Raw genomic sequence first — 18,304 nt, 5'->3', positions numbered from 1 at the left:
CGAGTTCGATGGATGGGTGTCGGTCCGGTCGAGGGTCGGCCGTGGCCGTGATCCGAAGGTGGTGCGATGAGCCAGACCGCGATGACACGAACGCTGACGGTGTTGCTGGTGGAGGACGATCCGGGCGACGCGTTGATGATCGAGGAGGCGTTGCTGGACCGGGAACGGGGGCACACCCTGTGTCGGGTCGCGGACGGCATGGAGGCGCTGGAGTGGCTGCGTACGCATGCGCGGCCGGATCTGGTGATCCTGGATCTGAACATGCCGCGGATGGACGGTCGCGAGGTGTTGTCGGCGATGAAGGCCGACGAGCGGTGGCGGACGATCCCGGTGGTGGTGCTGTCCACCTCGGCCGCGCCGGACGACGTGCGGCGCAGCTACGACCTGCACGCGAACGCGTTCGTGACCAAGCCGGTCGAGTTGGAGTCGTTCCTGGAGGCGGTGCGCCGGATCGACGAGTTCTTCCTGAGCCTGGTGACGCTGCCGCGCGGGTGAGCGCGGGCGCGCCCGCCGTTTCGGCGCGGCGCGCTCACCCGCTCGCGGGGATCAGGCAGGCGATGCCGTCCAGGAGGCGGTCCAGCCCGAAGGTGAACAACGTTTCGAGGCTCAGTTCCAGGTCGGGGTCGGTCAACGCGGCGGAGTACATCGGGAAGTCGCCGCCGGCCAGGATCAGGTCCATGGTCTCGTCCTGGGCCTGCATCCATTCCTCGCTGGACACGCCGGTGGCGCGTTCGGCCTCGGATTCCCCGGCGAGATTGATCGCGGTGCCGCGTACATAGTTGAGCATCGTCACCGCGATGTGGATCATCACGCCCGTCGGCAGCCCCTCGAACTCGGCCATCGCCCACTCCACATGCCGCATGCCGCGCACCGTCGGCAGCGGGCGGGTCATCGACATGACCTGGGCCAGCCACGGGTGGCGGCGGTACATCGCCCACTGCATCCGGCACGAGGCCTCCAGGCGGGCCCGCCAGCCGATGCGGTCCTCGGTGGGGAACGGCGCCCCGGCGAACACGCTGTCGGCCATCGCGGCGAGCAGGTCCTCCTTGCCGGGCACGTGCCGGTACAGGCTCATCGGAGCCACCCCCACCTCGGCGGCGATCTGCCGCATCGACACCGCCGCCAGGCCGCGTTCGTCGGCGATGGCGATCGCGGCCGCGATCACTCGCTCCCGGGTGAGTTCGGCGTCGGTGCGCGGCGGGTGTGTGGGCGGGACGGTGATCGCCCGGACCCGGGCGCGCGGCGCGTCGGAGCGGTCGACGACCACGGTGCCCACCCCGCGCACCGCCCGGACCAGTCCCGCATCGCGCAGCACGGTCAGCGCCTTGGTGGCGGTGGCCATGGCCACGCCCCACTCCGCGGTGATCGCCCGGGTGGAGGGCACCCGATCGCCGGGACGCAGCTCGCCCGTCTCGATCCGCCGACGCAGCTCGTCGGCGATCCGGATCGACGGCGTGGCGTCGCGGGGCATCGGGGCCTCCCGGGCTGTCGGTACTCCCTGTCCTGGTCAGTGCACTATAGGGCACCCTTGCCGCCGGATTGGTGCACTAGTTTCTGTGCACTACTTTGTGAAGCCTTTATTCCCGCTGAATATCGGGCTGTTGTTGCGCGGCGTACGGTGTGTTTACTCTGTACGCGGCGGAGCGTACGCCGTACGGATGCAGTGCGGCGCGACAGTGCGAACAATGGGGGAGATTCCAGTGGCGATCGACGAGACGACCGGAAAGCCGGGGGCGGCGCCGTCGGCGGGGCGGCGGGAGTGGGTCGGGCTGGCCGTCCTGCTGGTGCCGCTGCTGTTGGTGAGCATGGACGTGTCGGTGCTCTACTTCGCGGTGCCGTTCATCGGCCGGGCACTGGAGCCCACCGGCACACAGCAGTTGTGGATCCTGGACATGTACGGGTTCGTGCTCTCCGGCCTGCTGATCGTGATGGGCGCGCTCGGCGACCGGATCGGTCGGCGGCGGCTGCTCCTGGTGGGGGCGGGGCTGTTCGCCGGGGCGTCGCTGCTCGCGGCGTACGCGCAGGACGCGCAGACGCTGATCGCCGCACGGGCCCTGCTCGGGGTGGGTGGGGCGGCGCTGATGCCGTCCACGCTGGCGCTGATCCGCACCATGTTCGTCGACCCCAAACAGCGCGGGACGGCGATCGCGATCTGGACCGCGGTGATGACCGGCGGCATCTCGCTCGGGCCGATCCTGTCCGGTGTGCTCGTCGAACACTTCTGGTGGGGTTCGATCTTCCTGATCAACGTGCCGGCGATGGCGATCCTGCTGATCCTGGTCCCGGTCTTCGTCCCGCGTCATCGCGGCGTCGCACACGGGTCGTTCGACCTGATCGGCGCGGTGCTATCGCTCGGCACGCTGCTGCCGGTGGTGTACGGGATCAAGGAGATCGCCCGATCCGGGGCACAGACGTTGCCGATCGCGAGCATCGCTTTCGGGCTGATCGTCGGGGCGCTCTTCGCACGGCGCCAACTCACCGCCGAGCATCCGCTGTTGGACCTGGAACTGTTGCGGATGCGGGCGTTCGGCGGGGCGGTGTTCGCCAATGTGATGTCGATGTTCGCGATCGTCGGATTCGCCATCTTCACCACGCAGTACCTCCAGTCGGTGCTCGGGATGAGCCCGCTGCGCGCCGCGCTGTGGAGCCTGGTGCCGTCGCTGGCGGTCGCGGTGGCCACGCCCGTGGCCACCGTGCTGGCCCGGCGGATCGATCGGGCCTGGGTGATGAGCGGCGGATTCACGGTGGCCATCGGCGGGTTCGCGGTGCTGGCGACCGCTCGGCCCGACTCCTCGCTCGCGCTGCTGCTCGGCGGCGCGGCGGTGTACGCGGCCGGCGTGGTCGCGGTGATGACGCAGGTGACCGAGATGGCGATGGGCGTCGCGCCGGCCGAGCGGGCCGCCTCCGCCTCCGCCGTGTTGGAGTCGGGCAGCGAACTCGGCGGTGCGCTCGGCATGGCGCTGCTCGGCACGATCGGCGACGCGGTCTACCACCGGGCGATGGCCGACACCGGTCCCGCGGGGCCGGCGCGGGAGACCCTGGGTGGGGCGCAGGCGACCGCGGCCCGGTTGTCGGGGGACGCGGGGCGGACCCTGCTGGACACGGCCCGGGACGCGTTCTGCGACGGGATGAACGCCGCGGCGATCGGCGCGGCGGTGGTCATGGTGATCGGGGCCGGCTACTGCGCGCGGTTCCTGCGCGGGGTGCCGGTGGCCGACGCCGGGGCGGGAGAGGGGACTTCGGCGCTCGCCGAGGCGCCGGTCGCGGGCGCGCCCGCGGGCGCGCCCGCGGTCGATGTGCCGGTCGACGCCCGCTGACCCCGGCGCGCGGTCGTCGGCTCAGCGGCGCGGGCAGGCGCGCGCGGTGTGGATCGTGGTCGCGGCGAGGTAGAAGGCGTCCGGGCGCCACAGGATGCCGGTGTCCGTGTCGGGATCGAGCAGGGCGTCGAGGGTGGCCAGGTCCTCGGCGTCCAGGCGGTCGGCCAACAGGGCGCGGCGGTGCGTGAGTTCGGCGTGCAGGTGCTCGCGCGGCAGGGCGTCCAGCGGTGAGGGCAGGTCGATCAGGAACGAGTGGGTGCCGGTCGGGACCAGGCCCGCGCGGGCCAGCATGGCCGGCCGGTCCTCGACCGCCGCCCGGGCGCCGGGCAGGCTCGCCCGCAGCTCGGCGAACCAGTCCTCGTGGGCGGCGTCGAGCCGGGCCTGAAGGCCGGGTCGGCCGATGCCGATGTCGCGGGGCAGGAAGCGGGTGGACAGGCCGCGCTCGGCGATCGCGATCATCCCGCCGGGACGCAGCACCCGGGCCAGGGCGTCCAGCGCGGCCTGCTGGTCGCCGAGGTGGTGGACCACGTCGCCCGCCCAGATCAGGTCGGCGCTGCCCAGGGTGTCCAGGTCGGCGGGCAGCTCGACGTGGTGGGTGTGTACCCGGTGGCCCAGGCCCTCCCGGTGTGCGCGGGCGCCGGCGCGGGCCAGCAGGGCGGGGTTCGGCGCGACGGCGACCACGTCGGCGTTGGGGAAGTAGCGGGCCAGCAGGCAGGACGCGACCCCGGGGCCGCCGCCCAGATCGAGGATCCGGTCCACCCGGGCCAGCGTGCGGTCGCCGTACAGCGCCAGATCGCGCAGCCGTGCGGCGGCCTCCTCCAGGAAGGGGGCGTGCAGCTCGGCCTCGCGTTCGAGGAGCGGGCCTGCGTCCCGCCCCGGGGGGTCGGTGCGGGGGTCGGTGGTCATCAGGTGCGTCTCCCGAGTTCTGGGCTACCGTCGCCGCGGTTGGCCGGGTCCGTCGTCTGCCGTGTGCTGCGTGTGAGGGACACAACGTCGGCGAAGGGCCGCGGTAATCCACGATCGGCGAGCGTTCCCGGCGGCGCACCGGATCGGTGACCTGCGCCGCGGGCGCCGGCGCGCCGGGGTCGGGTGACCGGCCGCCCGGCGGCGCGGCGTTAGGGTCGGGGCATGAGCGAGGAGATCGTCTACAAGCTGGTCGGCGCCGACGAGTGGGCCGAGGCGCTGCGGGCCGGCCGGTTCGCGGGGTCCGGGATCGACCTGGTGGACGGCTACGTGCACCTGTCCACGGGCGCGCAGGTGGCCGAGACTGCCCGGCGGCACTTCGCCGGCCGCGACGATCTGGTCCTGGTGGCACTGGATCCGGCCGTCCTGGGGGCGGCGCTGCGCTGGGAACCCTCGCGTGGCGGCGCGCTCTTCCCGCACGTGTACGGCGTGGTCGACCCGGCCGCGGCGCTGTGGACCGCCCCCCTGGACCTGCCGGCGACCCCCGACGGCGACCACGTGGCCGAGGCGGTCCTCGCGGCACTCGACACCTACGGACACTGACCGCCGGGCGGCCTGTGCCGGGACGCGCGGAGACCGCGGGGCTCGGACGCCGTCATCGGGTCGGCGTGCGCAGCAGGTCGCCGGAGATCGAGTCCTCGACGAAGGCGTTGATCCCCGGGCCGGTGAGTTCGCGGGGGGCGAAGTCGTCGAAGTAGGCCAGCGGTACGTGTACGCACAGCAATGCCGCGGCCACCAGCACCCGGTGGCGTGAGCGCACCCGGGACGGGGCCGCATCGGGCGGCTCCTGCCCCAGCCACCACCACGCCACCACGGCCGTGTTGGCCAGGAGCAGGAACGCCCAGCGGTGGGTGTCCCATCCGGCGAACGCGGCCACCAGCGGCGCGACGGCCGCCGCGATCGCCAACAGTCGGCGCGGCCCCACCACGGTGCCCCCGGCGAACGCCAGGGCCGGCGCCGCGGCGAGGAGCACCGCGAGCGGGACCAGGAACCACAACACCTCGAATGGCTCGTACATCCGCAGACTCTCCGCCTGCGTCCGGCCGAAGATCTCGAACACGTCGGCCCGGGCCGGGAATCCGCCCTCGCGCAGCCGAGCCTGCAGACCGGGCGCCGCCCCGTCGGCGGCCGGCGAGACGAGCAGCACGGTGCCGCCGACGAGCACCGCGGGCAGCAGTACGGCCGCCGCCCGGCGGATCGGCAGCCGGTCCACCACCAGCAGGGTGAACAGCGGGATCACGGTCAGCATCGCGATCTCGTGCACGCACACCGCGACCGCCATCACCAGCGCGGCGGCGATCACGCGACCGCGGGCGAGCAGCCACCACGCGCCGAACAGGGCCAGGAACAGCAGCTGTTCGAAGTAGCCGACCTCGTGGAAGAGGTAGCCGCCGGTGGGCAGCACCAGCCACCCGGCCACCAGGGCCCGCCGGGCCGGCACCCGGGTGCGCGCCGCCGCGACCACCACGACCGCGAGCAGCGCGGCCAGGATCACGAACGACGTGCCGGCGAACAGCGCGTACGGGTAGTCCGTCGCTTCCGCGACCGGATGCAGCACTGTGCCGACCACGAACCGCCGGTGGAAGCCGTCCTGGAGCGAGATCGTCTGCAATGTCGCGGTCCACGCGCTCGGTGCGCGGATCCCGGTGTACGCGGCCAGTAGCACGCACGCCACGAGGAGCAGCGTGCGGCGGGTGGGCGCCGAGAGGCGTCGTCGGGGCGGGTCGGCCGACGCGGAGATGCCCGCGGACATGGCTCGGACGACCGGTTGAACAACCGGTTCGTAGCAGGTTTCGGGCATGACTGACCTCGCCGTCGGCGCCCCGACAAGAGCGCGAAGGTATCGGGAAGGAATGGAGGCTCGGGAATGGTGAACGTGGTGGGTCGGCCGAACCCACTGGTGACTAGACGGGTCGAACGTGTGGGGATGTGACGGGTGAGCCCCGGGATTTCCTGTGGCGCTGATCACAGCCACGGAGTCGGCCGCGCGCCTGCCCGGAGCGTGCGGCCGACCGTGATCAGGGGGTTTCGGTGGGAATCGGCGGGTTCGCCAGTCGGGTCGGGATCCGGTCCAGGGTGATGCCGAAGTGCTCGCGGTAGGCGGCCAGGAGGGCGGCGTCGTCGACGAGTCGCTCCTCGTGGCGGTCGGTGCCGGTGGTCCGGATCAGGGTGCGGTCGGAGATGGTGATCCGTCCGTCCGGGAGGGCGAGCGAGCACACCGGGGCGTGGGTGAAGCGCGACGCCGGCGCGGTCTGGTGCCACCAGCACCCGGTCACGAAGTCGCCCGACACGCGCGGGCGGGGCTCCAGGCGGTACGCACGCTTTCCGTCGTGCAGGATGTCGACCTCCCCGTACTCGCCGTCGACGATCCGGAACACTCCGCCCGGGTCCACCTGGTCCGTCCGCAGATCCAGCCGTATCGGGTGGTGGGTGAAGCGCCCGAAACCGACGTCGACCAGCCACGGATGCTCCAGGTCGACGCGCAGCGCCAGGTGGTCGAACGGGATCCCCACCCGCCCCGAGTCGCCGTAGGTGTACGCGGACAACAGGGTGACGCGGTAGCCGAGTTCGCGCAGCAACACGGCGAACGCACCGCAGAGTTCGTAGCACAGGCCGCCGCGCCGCCGATCCAGGATCTTCGCGAGCAGCGTGTCCTCGTCGAGCGAGAGCGGGCGACCCAGGTGGATGTCCAGGTTCTCGAACGGGACGGTCAGCAGGTGCCGCCACTGCAACTCGGCCAGTGTCCGCGGATCCGGGGACGCCGGGCGAGGGACGCCGAGCAGGGCCAGGTAGCTGTCGATGCGGTTGAGGTTCACCGTGCCTCCGGGCTGTGTGCGTGGTACCGGCCGACTGCGGCCGCGCCTCAGCATGCCCCGCGGGGCCCGGCCCCGCCGGCCCGGGTCGGCCTTCCCCGCAGCGGCGCGAGCGGCCGTGCGGGGCGCGGAAATTCGCACGACAGGCCCGGCCCCGCGGCGGCATCATGCGAGGGCCGCAGCCCGACTCCGGCGCCCCCCACACCCCTCGCCGAAAGGTCGCCGTGCAGGCCGCACACACGATCACCCCCGCAGCACTGCCCGACGTCCTGCTGCATACCGCGCTGGTGCGACCGGTCTTCGTGTGGGGCGCTCCCGGGATCGGAAAGTCGTCGCTGGTACGCGACTTCGCCGCCTCGATCGGCCTGGAGTGCGTGTCGCTCCTCGGCACCCAGCTCGCCCCCGAGGACCTGATCGGCGTGCCGCAGATCGTGGCCGGCCGCAGCCGGTTCTGCCCACCCGAGCAGATCGCCCGGGACGAGCCGTACTGCCTGTTCCTGGACGAACTCAACGCCGCCTCCCCGGACGTGCAGAAGGCGTTCTACTCGCTGATCCTGGACCGACGGATCGGCTCGTACACGCTGCCCGCCGGGTCGGTGGTGATCGGCGCGGGCAACCGGGCGAGCGACAACGCGCTGGCCCGACCGATGTCTTCGGCGCTGATCAACCGCCTCGTGCACGTACACCTGCGCGCCTCGGTCGACGACTGGCTCGGCTGGGCCGGCGTCAACGGCATCCACCCCTGGATCCTGGAGCACATCCGGGCCCGACCCGACCACCTGTGGAGCGCGCCGCCCAAGACCGAGGAGGCGTTCTCCACGCCGCGCGCGTGGCACATGCTCTCCGACGGGCTGTACTCCTTCGGCCCCGACGTCGGCGACGAACACGTGCGACTGCTCGCCCACGGCACGCTCACCCCCACCCACGCCGCCGCGTTCCTCGGCTTCCTCAAGACCGTGCGCAACGCCTACGGCCTGGACGCCATCCTCAAGGGTGATGCGCGTTGGCCGGCCGCGCCTGCCGACCGGGACCTGCTCTACTTCCTGGTCGAGAGCTTCCGCGCGCGACTGGCCAAGGACCTCCCGGCCGACCGCCGGCACGTCTCGCCCGCGCTGCGCGACTTCGCCTTCCGGGCCAAGGGGCTCCTGGCCGAACTCGCCGAGATCTCCCTGGAGATGGCCCAACTCGTGATCGCCGACGACCGGGAGGGCGCCGAGCCGCTGCCCGCGTGGTTCCTGCTCGAAGCCGCCCGCGACCTGCCGCGCCTGGTCGGCGCGCGGCGCTGAACGGGCCGCCGATGGCCGCCCGTCGGGCCGGTGGGAAGAAGCCGGCCGTCAACCACGCGGACAAGGTCGTGGCGGCGCGCGAAGCCGGCTGGTCGGCGACCGACGTGGCGCCGATCGCCTACCTCGCCCACCTGGTGCGGCACGACTACGACACCCTCGGCCCGGGCGCGCTGGGCCACATCGGCGAGCGCGGCACGCTGACCGTGGACCGGCACCGCTACGTGCCACCGCTGCTGTGGGAACGGGCCTACACCCATCTGCTGCTGCACCTGGCGCTCGGCCACCTCGACGGGCACACCCTCGCCGAGGCCGGCCTCGGCCATCCCGCCGCCGTGATCGACGACGCGTACAACACCGCGTGCTGCGTCGCGGTGCACCGCTTCGCCGACGGCCTGGGCATCGGCACCCCCCTGACGGAGTTGCCCCGACTGCCCGACGGCGACGAACGCGAACTCACCCAACGCTGGCGCCTCGAGGGTGTGCCCGAGGCGCTGCGCCGGCTCGGGACCAACGGCACCTCGCCCTGTCTGCGCCGCGAACCGCCGCCGACCCGCGACGCCCCGGCGCCGCGGGACTGGCCCGCGGTGATGGCGCGCGGACTGGTCGAGATGGTCGCCACCTCGTTGGAATCCGCAATGGCCGAACCGGGCGAGCAGGTCGGCGTCGCGGGGCGGGCCCGCACCCAGGGCCCCTGGGACCGCGCGTTGTCCTGGTTCGTCTCCTCCTACCCGCTCCTGGGCGCCCTCGCCGCCGGCCTCACCGTGGTCGCCGACGCCGAACTGGCCCGCTCGTGGGGCATCTCGATCGCCGCGGTCAGCGCCGAGCACGGCGAGATCTACGTCAACCCGCACGTGCAACTCTCGGTGGAGGAATGGCAGTTCGTGCTTGCGCACGAGATGTTGCACGCCGCACTGCGGCACGACCGGCGGCGCGAGCACCGCGACGCGCACCTGTTCAACGTGGCCTGCGACTACGTGATCAACGGGTGGCTGGTGGAGATGGGCGTCGGGGTGATGCCCGGCGGCTTGCTCTACGACGCGCGACTGACGGGACTGTCCGCGGAATCCGTGTACGACACGCTGACCACCGACCTGCGCCGGGCCCGCAAACTGCGCACCCCCGGCTCCCGCGAGCACGGCGACATGCTGGGCGAATGGCTCTCCGAACCGGCCGCGGCGGCGCGGCGGTCCAGCCGGCGCGGCACCCCCGGACCGCTGCCCGCGCGGCCCGGGACCCGGGTCTCCTCGGTCGACCTGGACGCCTTCTATCGGCGCGCGCTGACCGCCGGTCTCGCCTACCACGACGTCGGGCGCGGCCTGTTGCCCGCCGGTCTTGTCGAGGAGATCCGCACGCTGGAACAACCGCCGCCGGCCTGGGACGTGCGGCTGGCCCGCTGGTTCGACGAACACGTACGCCGGCCCGAGACCGTGCGCACCTACGCCCGGGCGGGCCGCCGCCAGGCCGCCACCCCCGACATCCCCCGGCCCGGGCGGGTGCGGCCGGAGGACGTCGACCGGCTGTGTACGTTCGGCGTGGTCCTGGACACCTCCGGATCGATGGACACCACCCTGCTCGGCAAGGCCCTGGGCGCGATCGCCTCCTACGCGAGCGCCCGGGACGTACCGGCCGCGCGGGTCGTGTACTGCGACGCCGCCGCCTACGACGCCGGCTACCTGCCGGTCGAGGACATCGCGCAGCGGGCCAAGGTGCGCGGGCGCGGCGGCACGGTCCTGCAACCGGGGATCCGACTCCTGGAGGGCGCCGCCGACTTCCCGCCCGACGGGCCGATCCTGGTGATCACCGACGGGCACTGCGACGTGTTGCGGATCCGGCGCGAACACGCCTTCCTGGTCCCGGCCGGCGCCCGGCTGCCGTTCTCCCCGCGCGGGCCGGTGTTTTGGGTCGGCTGAAGGGGCCGCCGACCTGCGCGACTACTGCGATTGCGGTAGACGGTCGTGCGGTTTCGGTAGGTCGCGGTGTCCGTAGCCGCATGACGACGCGAGGGGTCGTCCCGAACGAGGCTCGAAGGGTCATCGCTCGTGGATAGGGAGACCCTGACGTGGCGACTTTTCTGTATCGGCTCGGCCTCGCGGCCTTTCGGCGGCGCGGTCGGGTGCTCTTGGTGTGGCTGGGGGTGCTGGTCGTGGTCGCGGTGGGCGCCGCGCAGGCGTCGGGGCCCTCGGACGAGGAGTTCTCGATGCCGGGGATCGAGTCGCAAAAGGCGTTCGATCTGATGGAGCAGCGTTTTCCCGGAACCGCCGCGGACGGCGCCACCGCCCGGATCGTCTTCGTCGCCCCGGGCGGACACACGGTGACCGACGGCGACCTGCGCAAGGCCGTCGAACAGGCGGTGAGGGCGCTGGGCGAAGGCCCGCAGGTGGCCGGTGTCGCGGACCCGTTCGCGTCGAAGGCGGTGAGCAAGGACGGTGCGACCGCGTATGCGACCGTCACCTACAAGGTGGAGGCCAACGACGTCACCGACGCCGCCCGTACGGCGGTGAACAAGGCGGCGGACCGGGCCCGTTCGGCGGGCCTGACGGTGGAGACCGGCGGATCGGCGATGGACGCCGGCGGCGGCCCCGGCGGGAGCGCGGAGCTGGTCGGCCTCTCGGCGGCGGCGATCGTACTGCTGTTCACTTTCGGGTCGTTGGCCGCCGCGGGCCTGCCGCTGCTGACCGCGATCGTCGGGGTCGCGGTGAGCCTGTTCGCGATCCTGCTCCTCGCGGGCCCTTTGGGCCTGTCCTCGGACACGCTCACCCTCGGGATGATGCTGGGCCTGGCGGTGGGCATCGACTACGCGCTGTTCGTGGTCTCGCGCTATCGGGAGGAGCGTGGGCGCGGGCGGGCGCCGCACGAGGCGGCCGGGGTGGCTGTGGGTACCGCCGGATCGGCGGTCGTGTTCGCCGGGGTCACCGTGATCATCGCGCTCGCCGGGCTGTCGGTGGTGGGGATTCCGACGCTGACGAAGATGGGCCTGGCCGCCGCCGGAGCCGTCGCGGTCGCCGTGCTGGTCGCGTTGACCGTCGTGCCCGCGCTGCTCGGCTTTTGGCCGAACGCGGTGCTCGCCCGCCGGGTACGCAAGGGCCGCGCGCGCGGCGGCCCGGCCGCCGGGCGGGACAACCTCGGCACCCGCTGGGCGCGTTTCGTGCTGCGCCGTCCCGTGGCGGTGCTGGTGCTCGGCGTGGTGGGCCTGATCGCGCTCGCCGTGCCGATGGCGTCGCTGCGCCTCGGCATGCCGGGCGACGAGGCCAAGTCCACCGCCACCACCGAGCGGCGTGCCTACGACGCGCTCGCCGAGGGCTTCGGCCCGGGCTTCAACGGCCCGCTGACCATCGTCGTGGACGCGAAGGGAGCGCCCGACCCGCAGGCCGCGGTGCGCGCCGTCGGCGACCGGATCGCCCGTACCGACGGCATCGTGTCGGTCGCGCCGGCCCGCTTCAACGAGGCCGGCGACACGGCGGTCTTCCGGGCCACCCCGTCGACCAGCCCCACGGACGAGAAGACCAAGGACCTGGTGGAGACGATCCGCCGCAACCGTCCGGCCGTGGAGCGGCAGGCGTCGGCGACGTTCGAGGTCACCGGTACGACCGCGCTGAACATCGACGTCGCGGCCAAGGTGCAGTCCGCGCTGGTGCCGTACCTCGCGGTGGTGGGCGGCCTGGCGGTGGTCCTGCTGCTCGTGGTCTTTCGGTCCGTGCTGGTACCGGTCAAGGCGGCGCTGGGCTTCGTGCTGTCGGTGCTGGCGGCGCTGGGTGTACTGGTGCTGGTCTTCCAGAAGGGACACGCCGCGGACCTGTTCGGCGTGGAGCAGACCGGGCCGATCATGAGCCTGATGCCGATCTTCATGATGGGCATCGTCTTCGGACTGGCCATGGACTACGAGGTGTTCCTGGTCTCGCGGATGCGGGAGGCGTACACCCACGGGGAAGGCGCCCATCAAGCCGTCGTGTCCGGGTTCCGGCACAGCTCCCGGGTGGTGACCGCCGCCGCGCTGATCATGGTCGCGGTCTTCTCCGGATTCATCGGGGAGGACGGGTCGCTGATCAAGATGCTCGGGTTCGGTCTGGCCGCCGCGGTGCTGTTCGACGCCTTCGTGGTCCGGATGGCCATCGTGCCCGCGGTGTTGGCCCTGCTCGGCGACCGGGCCTGGTGGTTGCCGACGTGGCTGGGTCGGGTCCTGCCCCGCGTCGACGTGGAGGGCGCGGCGCTCGATCACACGCGCTCGCACAACCCGCACCCGGATCCGGACGGGCCGGTCCAGGCGCGCGTGTGACGCCGCCGCCCGCGGATTCCGCCCGAGCACGCCCTCTCGGGCGGTCCGCGGGGCCCGCCCGCGCCGTCATCGGCGACCATGGACCTCGGCACGCCCCCTCACGGAGAGCATGATGACCGGCACCCTCGAACGGTACGCGCAACGCCACGCCCGGGTCGCGGACGTGCTGACGGCGGTGGCGTCCTGCGTGTGCACAGTCTTCGGGGCCCGGATCAGTACATCCGAGTCCGCGCCGCCGCACGCCCTGTGGCCCGCCTGGATCCTGCTGCTGTCCGGGGTGGCCGTGGTGGGCTCCCGCAGCCGGCCGCGAGCCGCCCTCGTGGTCACCGCCGCCGCGGCCGCCGTGCTGACCGCGCTGGGCTACCTGCCCAGCCCCCTGCTGCTGGCCCCCGTGATGACCGCCCTGTACTGGCTCGCCGCGCTCACCGATTCGCGGACCGTCGGCGGCTACGGCTCGGCGACCATGACCGTGCTCCTGGCCACCTCGCTGGCCGGCGCGCCGATCGGCGACGACTTCACCCTGCGGACCGTGGGCACGGTCCTGTGGCTGCTGCTGCCGGTGTCCCTGGGCAGTTGGAGCCGGTTGCGGCGCGCCTACGTCGAGTCGGTGCAGGCCCGCGCCGCGCATGCCGAGCGCACCCGCGAGGAGGAGGCCCGGCTTCGCGTCGCCGAGGAACGGATGCGCATCGCCCGCGAACTGCACGACGCCGTCGCCCACCACATGGCCGTCGCGCACGCCCAGGCCGGCACCGCCGCCCACCTCGCCGACACGCACCCGGAGCAGACCCGGCGGATCCTGACCGACCTGGTCGGCACCACCACCGCCGCGCTCCTGGAACTGCGCGCCACGGTGGGCGTGTTGCGCCGCACCGCCGATCCGGACGCCGATCCGCTGGAGCCCGCGCCGGGCCTGGACCGCCTTCCGACGCTGGTCGCGGCCTGCGCGTCGGCCGGTCTGACGGTCACCGTCGACACCGAAGGACAGGCCCGACCGTTGTCCCCGGGCGTGGACCTGACCGCCTACCGGATCATCCAGGAGGCCCTGACCAACGCTACGAAACACGCGTCGGACCACGCGGCCCGGGTCCGGCTCCGCTACGACGACGCGCGCCTGTTCATCACCGTCACCAACGACGGCACCACCGACGGCGGACCCGTGCCGCCGGTGCCCGGCGGCGGATACGGACTGATGGGGATGCGCGAACGCGCCCACTCCGTCGGTGGCGACCTGCGCGCCGGCCCCCGACCCGAGGGCGGCTTCGAGGTCGCGGCGGCCCTCCCCTTTCAGCCCCGCACCCCGGCGGACACCCCGGCCGGACGACGACACGAGGAAACCCGTTGACCATCCGTGTCCTGCTCGCCGACGACCAGGCCCTGCTGCGCGGCACCTTCCGGCTCCTGATCGACTCCTGCGCCGACATGGAGGTGGTCGGCGAGGCCGCCGACGGCGGGCAGGCGGTGACGGCGGCCCGCGCCCACCGGCCCGACGTGGTCCTGATGGACATCCGCATGCCCGGCACCGACGGCCTCGCCGCCACCGCCGCGATCTGCGAGGACCCCGACCTCGCCGGCACGCGCGTACTGATCCTGACCATGTTCGAGACCGAGGAGTACGTCGCCCGGGCGCTACGGGTCGGGGCCAGCGGTTTCCTCGGCAAATACGTCACCACGGACGCGCTCCTCGACGGCATCCGAACCGTCGCCGGGGGCGAGGCGCTGCTGTCCCCGGGCGCCACCCAGGCACTGATCACCCGCTTCCTCACCACCCCCGCCTCCGGACCGCCGCTGGCCCCGGCCGAACGCCTCGCCGACCTGACACCCCGCGAACAGGAGGTCACCGTCCTGGCGGCGCACGGCAAGTCCAACGACCGGATCGCCGCGGAGCTGGTGCTGAGCGTGCTGACCGTCCGCACCCACATCCAACGCGCCATGACCAAACTCGGCGCGCGCGACCGCGCCCAACTCGTCGTCATCGCCTACCAGAGCGGCCTGGTGCGCCCCGAACCCCCCGGCCTGTGAGGACGGTGGGTGTCGTGTCCCAGGTGCGCATCGGTACGCCCGCGGGCCCTGCCGGACGGCGGCGTACACCACGCCCATGGATGTGCCCCTCGTGGGCGTGGGCGGGCGCGGGAGGCTAGGTTGGAGCGCATGCGTGTGGCGTTGATCGATTCCGGGACGGGGTTGCTGCCGACAGCCGGGTGGTTGCGGCGGTTGCGGCCCGATCTGGACCTGTTGTTGTGCATGGACCCCGATCACATGCCCTGGGGCGACCGGAGCGAGGCGGTGATCACCGAACGGGTGCTGGCCGCCGGTGAACTGGCCGTCGCGCGCGGCGTCGACGGCATGGTGGTGCCGTGCAACACGGCCACCGTCACCGCGCTCGACACGCTGCGCGCCCGACACGAACCCGCCGTGCCGGTGGTGGGCACGGTGCCCGCGATCAAGCCGGCCGCCGCGGCCGGCGCGCCGTTCGCGGTCTGGGCCACCGCGGCGACCACCGCGAGTGCCTACCAGGCCCGGCTGATCGAGGAGTTCGCCGCCGGACACACCGTGGTCCGGATCGCCTGTCCGGGCCTGGCCGAGGCGATCGACCGGGCCGACGAGCCGGCCATCGCGGTGGCGCTCGCCGACGCGGCGCGCCGCACGCCAGCCCACTGCGCGGGCGTGGTCCTGGGCTGTACGCACTACCCGCTGGTCGCCGAGCGGATCGCCGCCGCGCTGCCCGCCGAGGTGGTGCTGTACGACAGCGCCGAGGCGGTCGCGCGGCAGACGTTGCGCCGGCTGGGGCTGAGCGAGGACGCCGGGGCGACTCCGGGCGGCATCGAGGTGGTGCTCAGCGGGCGCCCCGGCGCGCTCCCGCCGAACGCGCTGGCGTACCCGCTCGGCCGGGCCCTCGCCGGTCGCCGCCCGCTGGAAGCGTCCACCGGGATCGGCGCCGGATCCGCCTGAGCCGGCCGCCGCTCAGGCGTTCCAGGTGCGGGTGCACAGCACCAGCGGGTAGCCGTCCGGGTCGGTGACGGTGACGCCGAACCTGTCCCAGTAGGGGTTGTGCGCGGCGGTGCGGGTGCCGCCCGTCGCGATCAGCCGGTCCACCAGCTCGGGGTCGATCGGGCCGCCCAGGTAGAGCACGAACAGGTCGTCGACGGTCGGTGTCGGTGGCAGCGGGTTTTCCGGGTCCCGGGTGAGTTCGAAGTGCCAGTGGCCCCCGGGCAGTCCGACCATCACCAGGTCGTGCTCGCCGGGGACCTGCTCGGTGGTGCGCCACAGGACGCTCAGGCCCAATCCCTCGACGTAGAACCGCTCGGCGGCGGCGAGGTCGAGGGAGGGGCGGGCGATACGGACGTGCGTGTCGATGTCGATCATGGCGGTGAGGCTAGCGGGCGCCCGCCGGCCGGCCGGGAGCGGACGGGCGCCCGCGACGGTGTGGGGCGGGCGCCCGGCGGTCTCAGCCGAAGTCGGCCGCGTGTTCCCTCGCCCAGTCCCGGAAGCCGCGCGGCGGTGTGCCGGTGAGGTCCTGCACCGTGGTGGTGAGCACGGCCGGCTGCGGCGGGGCGTCGGCGCCCGCCAGCAGCGCGTCCACCAGCGCCGGCGGGCGACCGTCGGCGAGCATCCGGGCCCGGGCGACGGCCGGCGGGACCGGCTCGAAGCGCAGCGGACGGCCGATCGCCGCGCCGATCAGGGCCACCTGGTCGGCCCGCCCGAGCACGTCCGGGCCGGTCAGTACGTAGCCGGCGCCCGCGTGGCCGTCCTCGGTCAGCACCCGGACCGCCACCGCGGCGATGTCCCCCGGATGCACCACCGGCTTGGCGGGCAGGTCGGGCCCGTGCACGACGCCCGTCTCGCGGATCTGCCCCGCCCAGCCCAGCGTGTTGCTCGCGATCGTCTCGGCACGCAGGAAGGTCCACGTCGCACCGGAGCCGGTGATCGTGCGCTCCAGATCGGCATGCAGGGCGCCGATCGGGTCGTCCCGCCCGGCGAGCGCGTCGCGTACCCGCGACGAGGAGAGGTAGACGACCCGGTCGGTGTGCTCGGTGACCGCCGCCAGCACCTCCGGCGCGCCCTCGGCGGTGAGGAAGGGCCAGACCAGGAACACCGATTCGACCCCGGTCAGCGCCGCGGCGAGGCCGGCCGGATCGGCCAGATCGCCGGCGACCACCTCGACGCCGGGGGGCAGGTCGGCGGTTTCGGGACGCCGGACCAGCGCCCGTACCTCGGCTCCCGCGGCGAGCAGTTCGGCCACCACATGGCGGCCGACGTTGCCGGTCGCCCCCGTTACCAGAATCATGCATCGTCCCTTTCGTGCCGTCGGGCGGAGGGGGAGGTGCCGCCCTCCGCCGTCGGACGCTCGCGCGACCGACGCGGACGAGAGGTCAAGCCCGGGTGCGGCGCGGCTTATTCCAGGACCTTGGCCAAGAACGCGGACAGGTTGCCCTTCGTGCGCTCGATCTGCTCGGGCACGGTCAGCGATTCCTCGAACCGGCCGCCGGGGGCCGGCTTCTTCAGGCCGCGGACGTAGAGCGAGCAGGCCAGGTCGGTGCACATGTACACGCCGACGGAGTTGCCGTCGCGGCCCGCGCGGCCGGTGCGGCGCGCGGTCATCAGCGATACGCCGCTGCCCGGGTGTGTGGTCAGACACAACGAGCACATGCTGCGGTGCAGGTAGCCACGCCGCTGGGCGGGGAAGCGCAGGGTGACGCCGACGAGGTCGCCGGCGTGTTCGGTCACCAGATAGGTGCGATCCGGTGCGCCCGGATCGCCCCAGCCCAGGAAGTCCAGCTCGGCCCATGGGCGTTCGGCCAGGTCACGGGGCATCGGCAGGCGTTGAGCCTCGCCCTTGGAACAGTTGACGAACGACGTGCGGATGTCCTGCTCGGTCAGTGGGTTCATGCGGCGGAAACTAACAGTGCCTGTGTAGTCTAGGCAAGAACCTAGAGGGACTAGGAAGTGGGAAAAACACCGGGGTGCGATGATCGGCGCCTCGACGGAGGGGGCGGGTTGGCGCGCAAGGGACTGACCGCGGAACGGGTGACCAGGGCAGCCGCGGATCTGGCCGACGAGGTCGGCTTCGAGAACATCACCCTGACCGCGCTGGCGCGCGGCTTCGGGGTGAAGGACGCGAGCCTGTACTCCCATGTGCGCAACCTCCAGGAGCTGCGCGTGGGGATCGCCCTGCTGGCCGCCGCCGAGCTGGCCGATCGCATCGGGGTGGCGGTGGCGGGCCGGGCCGGCCGGGACGCGCTGACGGCGTTCGCCCGGGCGTACCGCGACTTCGCGCTGGAGCACCCCGGTCGCTACGCGGCCACCCAGGCGCGGATCGATCCGGCCCTGCTCGCGTGCTCCGACGGCCATCGGCGCAACGTCGACTACACCTACGCGATGTTGCGCGCCTACGGCCTGGAGGAACCGGATCTGACCGACGCGGGGCGGCTGTTGCGCAGCACGTTCCACGGCTTCGCGGTCCTGGAGGCCAACGGCGGGTTCGGCCACGTGCGCCCGCCGGGGGAGTCCTTCGAGCGGGCCGTGCAGGCGCTGCACGCGGCGCTGGAGCGGTGGCCCGACTGAGCGCTTGCCGCAGCGGCCGGCGCGCGGTTCGATCATGGTGCCCGGCGGCGGGTCGCCGGTCCGGCGGCACCGGGTTCGAGAGAGGCGTGT

General features: G+C 73.1%; 17 protein-coding genes. 10 read left to right on the top strand and 7 right to left on the bottom strand.

Going from position 1 to position 18,304, the window contains the following annotated elements:
* Positions 1 to 66: 66 nt before the first annotated feature.
* On the top strand, positions 67 to 495 hold the full coding sequence (locus ACWGR4_RS04870) for a response regulator (RefSeq protein WP_380000581.1): 429 nt from the start codon (positions 67 to 69) through the stop codon (positions 493 to 495).
* A gap of 34 nt (positions 496 to 529) precedes the next feature.
* Here ACWGR4_RS04870 and ACWGR4_RS04865 read toward each other — a convergent pair whose 3' ends face one another.
* On the bottom strand, positions 530 to 1,471 hold the full coding sequence (locus tag ACWGR4_RS04865) for a TetR/AcrR family transcriptional regulator C-terminal domain-containing protein (protein WP_452132469.1): 942 nt from the start codon (positions 1,469 to 1,471) through the stop codon (positions 530 to 532).
* Between the two features lie 214 nt (positions 1,472 to 1,685).
* Between ACWGR4_RS04865 and ACWGR4_RS04860 the strand changes: the two genes are divergently transcribed.
* The gene (locus tag ACWGR4_RS04860) at positions 1,686 to 3,317 is read left to right on the top strand and encodes an MFS transporter (RefSeq protein ID WP_452132468.1); all 1,632 of its coding nucleotides are present in this window, start codon (positions 1,686 to 1,688) and stop codon (positions 3,315 to 3,317) included.
* Positions 3,318 to 3,338: 21 nt separating this feature from the next.
* On the opposite strand, the gene ACWGR4_RS04855 is transcribed toward ACWGR4_RS04860, so the two are convergent.
* Entirely contained in the window at positions 3,339 to 4,223 is an 885-nt protein-coding gene (locus ACWGR4_RS04855) for a class I SAM-dependent methyltransferase (RefSeq protein ID WP_452132467.1), read from the bottom strand.
* Positions 4,224 to 4,445: 222 nt separating this feature from the next.
* Here ACWGR4_RS04855 and ACWGR4_RS04850 point away from each other — a divergent pair, with 222 nt between their 5' ends.
* Positions 4,446 to 4,823, top strand: a complete 378-nt coding sequence (locus tag ACWGR4_RS04850; protein WP_452132466.1) for a DUF952 domain-containing protein — start codon at positions 4,446 to 4,448, stop codon at positions 4,821 to 4,823.
* Between the two features lie 52 nt (positions 4,824 to 4,875).
* Here ACWGR4_RS04850 and ACWGR4_RS04845 read toward each other — a convergent pair whose 3' ends face one another.
* A complete protein-coding gene (locus ACWGR4_RS04845; RefSeq protein WP_452132465.1) occupies positions 4,876 to 6,033 on the bottom strand; it encodes a hypothetical protein in 1,158 nt (385 codons plus the stop codon).
* Between the two features lie 265 nt (positions 6,034 to 6,298).
* On the bottom strand, positions 6,299 to 7,096 hold the full coding sequence (locus ACWGR4_RS04840) for an arylamine N-acetyltransferase family protein (RefSeq protein WP_452132464.1): 798 nt from the start codon (positions 7,094 to 7,096) through the stop codon (positions 6,299 to 6,301).
* Between the two features lie 221 nt (positions 7,097 to 7,317).
* Here ACWGR4_RS04840 and ACWGR4_RS04835 point away from each other — a divergent pair, with 221 nt between their 5' ends.
* From ACWGR4_RS04835 to ACWGR4_RS04810, 6 genes are all read left to right on the top strand, one after another.
* Positions 7,318 to 8,379 carry an ATP-binding protein gene (locus tag ACWGR4_RS04835; RefSeq protein WP_452132463.1) on the top strand — a complete coding sequence of 354 codons (1,062 nt, stop codon included), beginning with the start codon at positions 7,318 to 7,320 and terminating at the stop codon, positions 8,377 to 8,379.
* 11 nt (positions 8,380 to 8,390) lie between these two features.
* Positions 8,391 to 10,289, top strand: a complete 1,899-nt coding sequence (locus ACWGR4_RS04830; RefSeq protein ID WP_452132462.1) for a vWA domain-containing protein — start codon at positions 8,391 to 8,393, stop codon at positions 10,287 to 10,289.
* A gap of 149 nt (positions 10,290 to 10,438) precedes the next feature.
* Complete coding sequence (locus ACWGR4_RS04825; RefSeq protein ID WP_452132461.1) at positions 10,439 to 12,652, top strand: MMPL family transporter; 2,214 nt, start codon at positions 10,439 to 10,441, stop codon at positions 12,650 to 12,652.
* A 112-nt stretch (positions 12,653 to 12,764) separates the two neighbouring features.
* Positions 12,765 to 13,994, top strand: coding sequence for a sensor histidine kinase (locus tag ACWGR4_RS04820; protein WP_452132460.1), 1,230 nt, complete (start codon positions 12,765 to 12,767; stop codon positions 13,992 to 13,994).
* Complete coding sequence (locus tag ACWGR4_RS04815; RefSeq protein ID WP_452132459.1) at positions 13,991 to 14,671, top strand: response regulator transcription factor; 681 nt, start codon at positions 13,991 to 13,993, stop codon at positions 14,669 to 14,671. The genes ACWGR4_RS04820 and ACWGR4_RS04815 overlap by 4 nt, the downstream gene beginning before the upstream one ends.
* A gap of 129 nt (positions 14,672 to 14,800) precedes the next feature.
* The gene (locus ACWGR4_RS04810) at positions 14,801 to 15,601 is read left to right on the top strand and encodes a glutamate racemase (RefSeq protein ID WP_452132458.1); all 801 of its coding nucleotides are present in this window, start codon (positions 14,801 to 14,803) and stop codon (positions 15,599 to 15,601) included.
* A 12-nt stretch (positions 15,602 to 15,613) separates the two neighbouring features.
* Here the strand turns inward: ACWGR4_RS04810 and ACWGR4_RS04805 are convergent, their stop codons facing one another.
* The 3 genes from ACWGR4_RS04805 to ACWGR4_RS04795 form a co-directional block, all read right to left on the bottom strand.
* Positions 15,614 to 16,015 carry a VOC family protein gene (locus tag ACWGR4_RS04805; RefSeq protein WP_452132457.1) on the bottom strand — a complete coding sequence of 134 codons (402 nt, stop codon included), beginning with the start codon at positions 16,013 to 16,015 and terminating at the stop codon, positions 15,614 to 15,616.
* Between the two features lie 82 nt (positions 16,016 to 16,097).
* Positions 16,098 to 16,937 (bottom strand): NAD(P)H-binding protein, encoded by an 840-nt coding sequence (locus ACWGR4_RS04800; RefSeq protein WP_452132456.1) that lies wholly within the window; start codon positions 16,935 to 16,937, stop codon positions 16,098 to 16,100.
* A gap of 107 nt (positions 16,938 to 17,044) precedes the next feature.
* On the bottom strand, positions 17,045 to 17,539 hold the full coding sequence (locus tag ACWGR4_RS04795; RefSeq protein ID WP_380000552.1) for an FBP domain-containing protein: 495 nt from the start codon (positions 17,537 to 17,539) through the stop codon (positions 17,045 to 17,047).
* Between the two features lie 108 nt (positions 17,540 to 17,647).
* On the opposite strand from ACWGR4_RS04795, the gene ACWGR4_RS04790 reads away from it, so the two are divergent.
* On the top strand, positions 17,648 to 18,214 hold the full coding sequence (locus ACWGR4_RS04790; protein WP_380000550.1) for a TetR/AcrR family transcriptional regulator: 567 nt from the start codon (positions 17,648 to 17,650) through the stop codon (positions 18,212 to 18,214).
* Positions 18,215 to 18,304 lie beyond the last annotated feature (90 nt).

The organism is Embleya sp. NPDC055664, assembly GCF_053618075.1.
This window is presented reverse-complemented; position numbering and strand designations above follow the sequence as displayed.

Bases quoted from the DNA above. Each gene is read 5' to 3' on its own strand.
- ACWGR4_RS04855 (WP_452132467.1), bottom strand. From the start codon at position 4,223: ATGACCACCGACCCCCGCACCGACCCCCCGGGGCGGGACGCAGGCCCG.
- ACWGR4_RS04860 (WP_452132468.1), top strand. From the start codon at position 1,686: ATGGGGGAGATTCCAGTGGCGATCGACGAGACGACCGGAAAGCCGGGG.
- ACWGR4_RS04805 (WP_452132457.1), bottom strand. From the start codon at position 16,015: ATGATCGACATCGACACGCACGTCCGTATCGCCCGCCCCTCCCTCGAC.
- ACWGR4_RS04795 (WP_380000552.1), bottom strand. From the start codon at position 17,539: ATGAACCCACTGACCGAGCAGGACATCCGCACGTCGTTCGTCAACTGT.
- ACWGR4_RS04865 (WP_452132469.1), bottom strand. From the start codon at position 1,471: ATGCCCCGCGACGCCACGCCGTCGATCCGGATCGCCGACGAGCTGCGT.
- ACWGR4_RS04820 (WP_452132460.1), top strand. From the start codon at position 12,765: ATGACCGGCACCCTCGAACGGTACGCGCAACGCCACGCCCGGGTCGCG.
- ACWGR4_RS04870 (WP_380000581.1), top strand. From the start codon at position 67: ATGAGCCAGACCGCGATGACACGAACGCTGACGGTGTTGCTGGTGGAG.
- ACWGR4_RS04850 (WP_452132466.1), top strand. From the start codon at position 4,446: ATGAGCGAGGAGATCGTCTACAAGCTGGTCGGCGCCGACGAGTGGGCC.
- ACWGR4_RS04800 (WP_452132456.1), bottom strand. From the start codon at position 16,937: ATGATTCTGGTAACGGGGGCGACCGGCAACGTCGGCCGCCATGTGGTG.
- ACWGR4_RS04830 (WP_452132462.1), top strand. From the start codon at position 8,391: ATGGCCGCCCGTCGGGCCGGTGGGAAGAAGCCGGCCGTCAACCACGCG.
- ACWGR4_RS04810 (WP_452132458.1), top strand. From the start codon at position 14,801: ATGCGTGTGGCGTTGATCGATTCCGGGACGGGGTTGCTGCCGACAGCC.
- ACWGR4_RS04845 (WP_452132465.1), bottom strand. From the start codon at position 6,033: ATGTCCGCGGGCATCTCCGCGTCGGCCGACCCGCCCCGACGACGCCTC.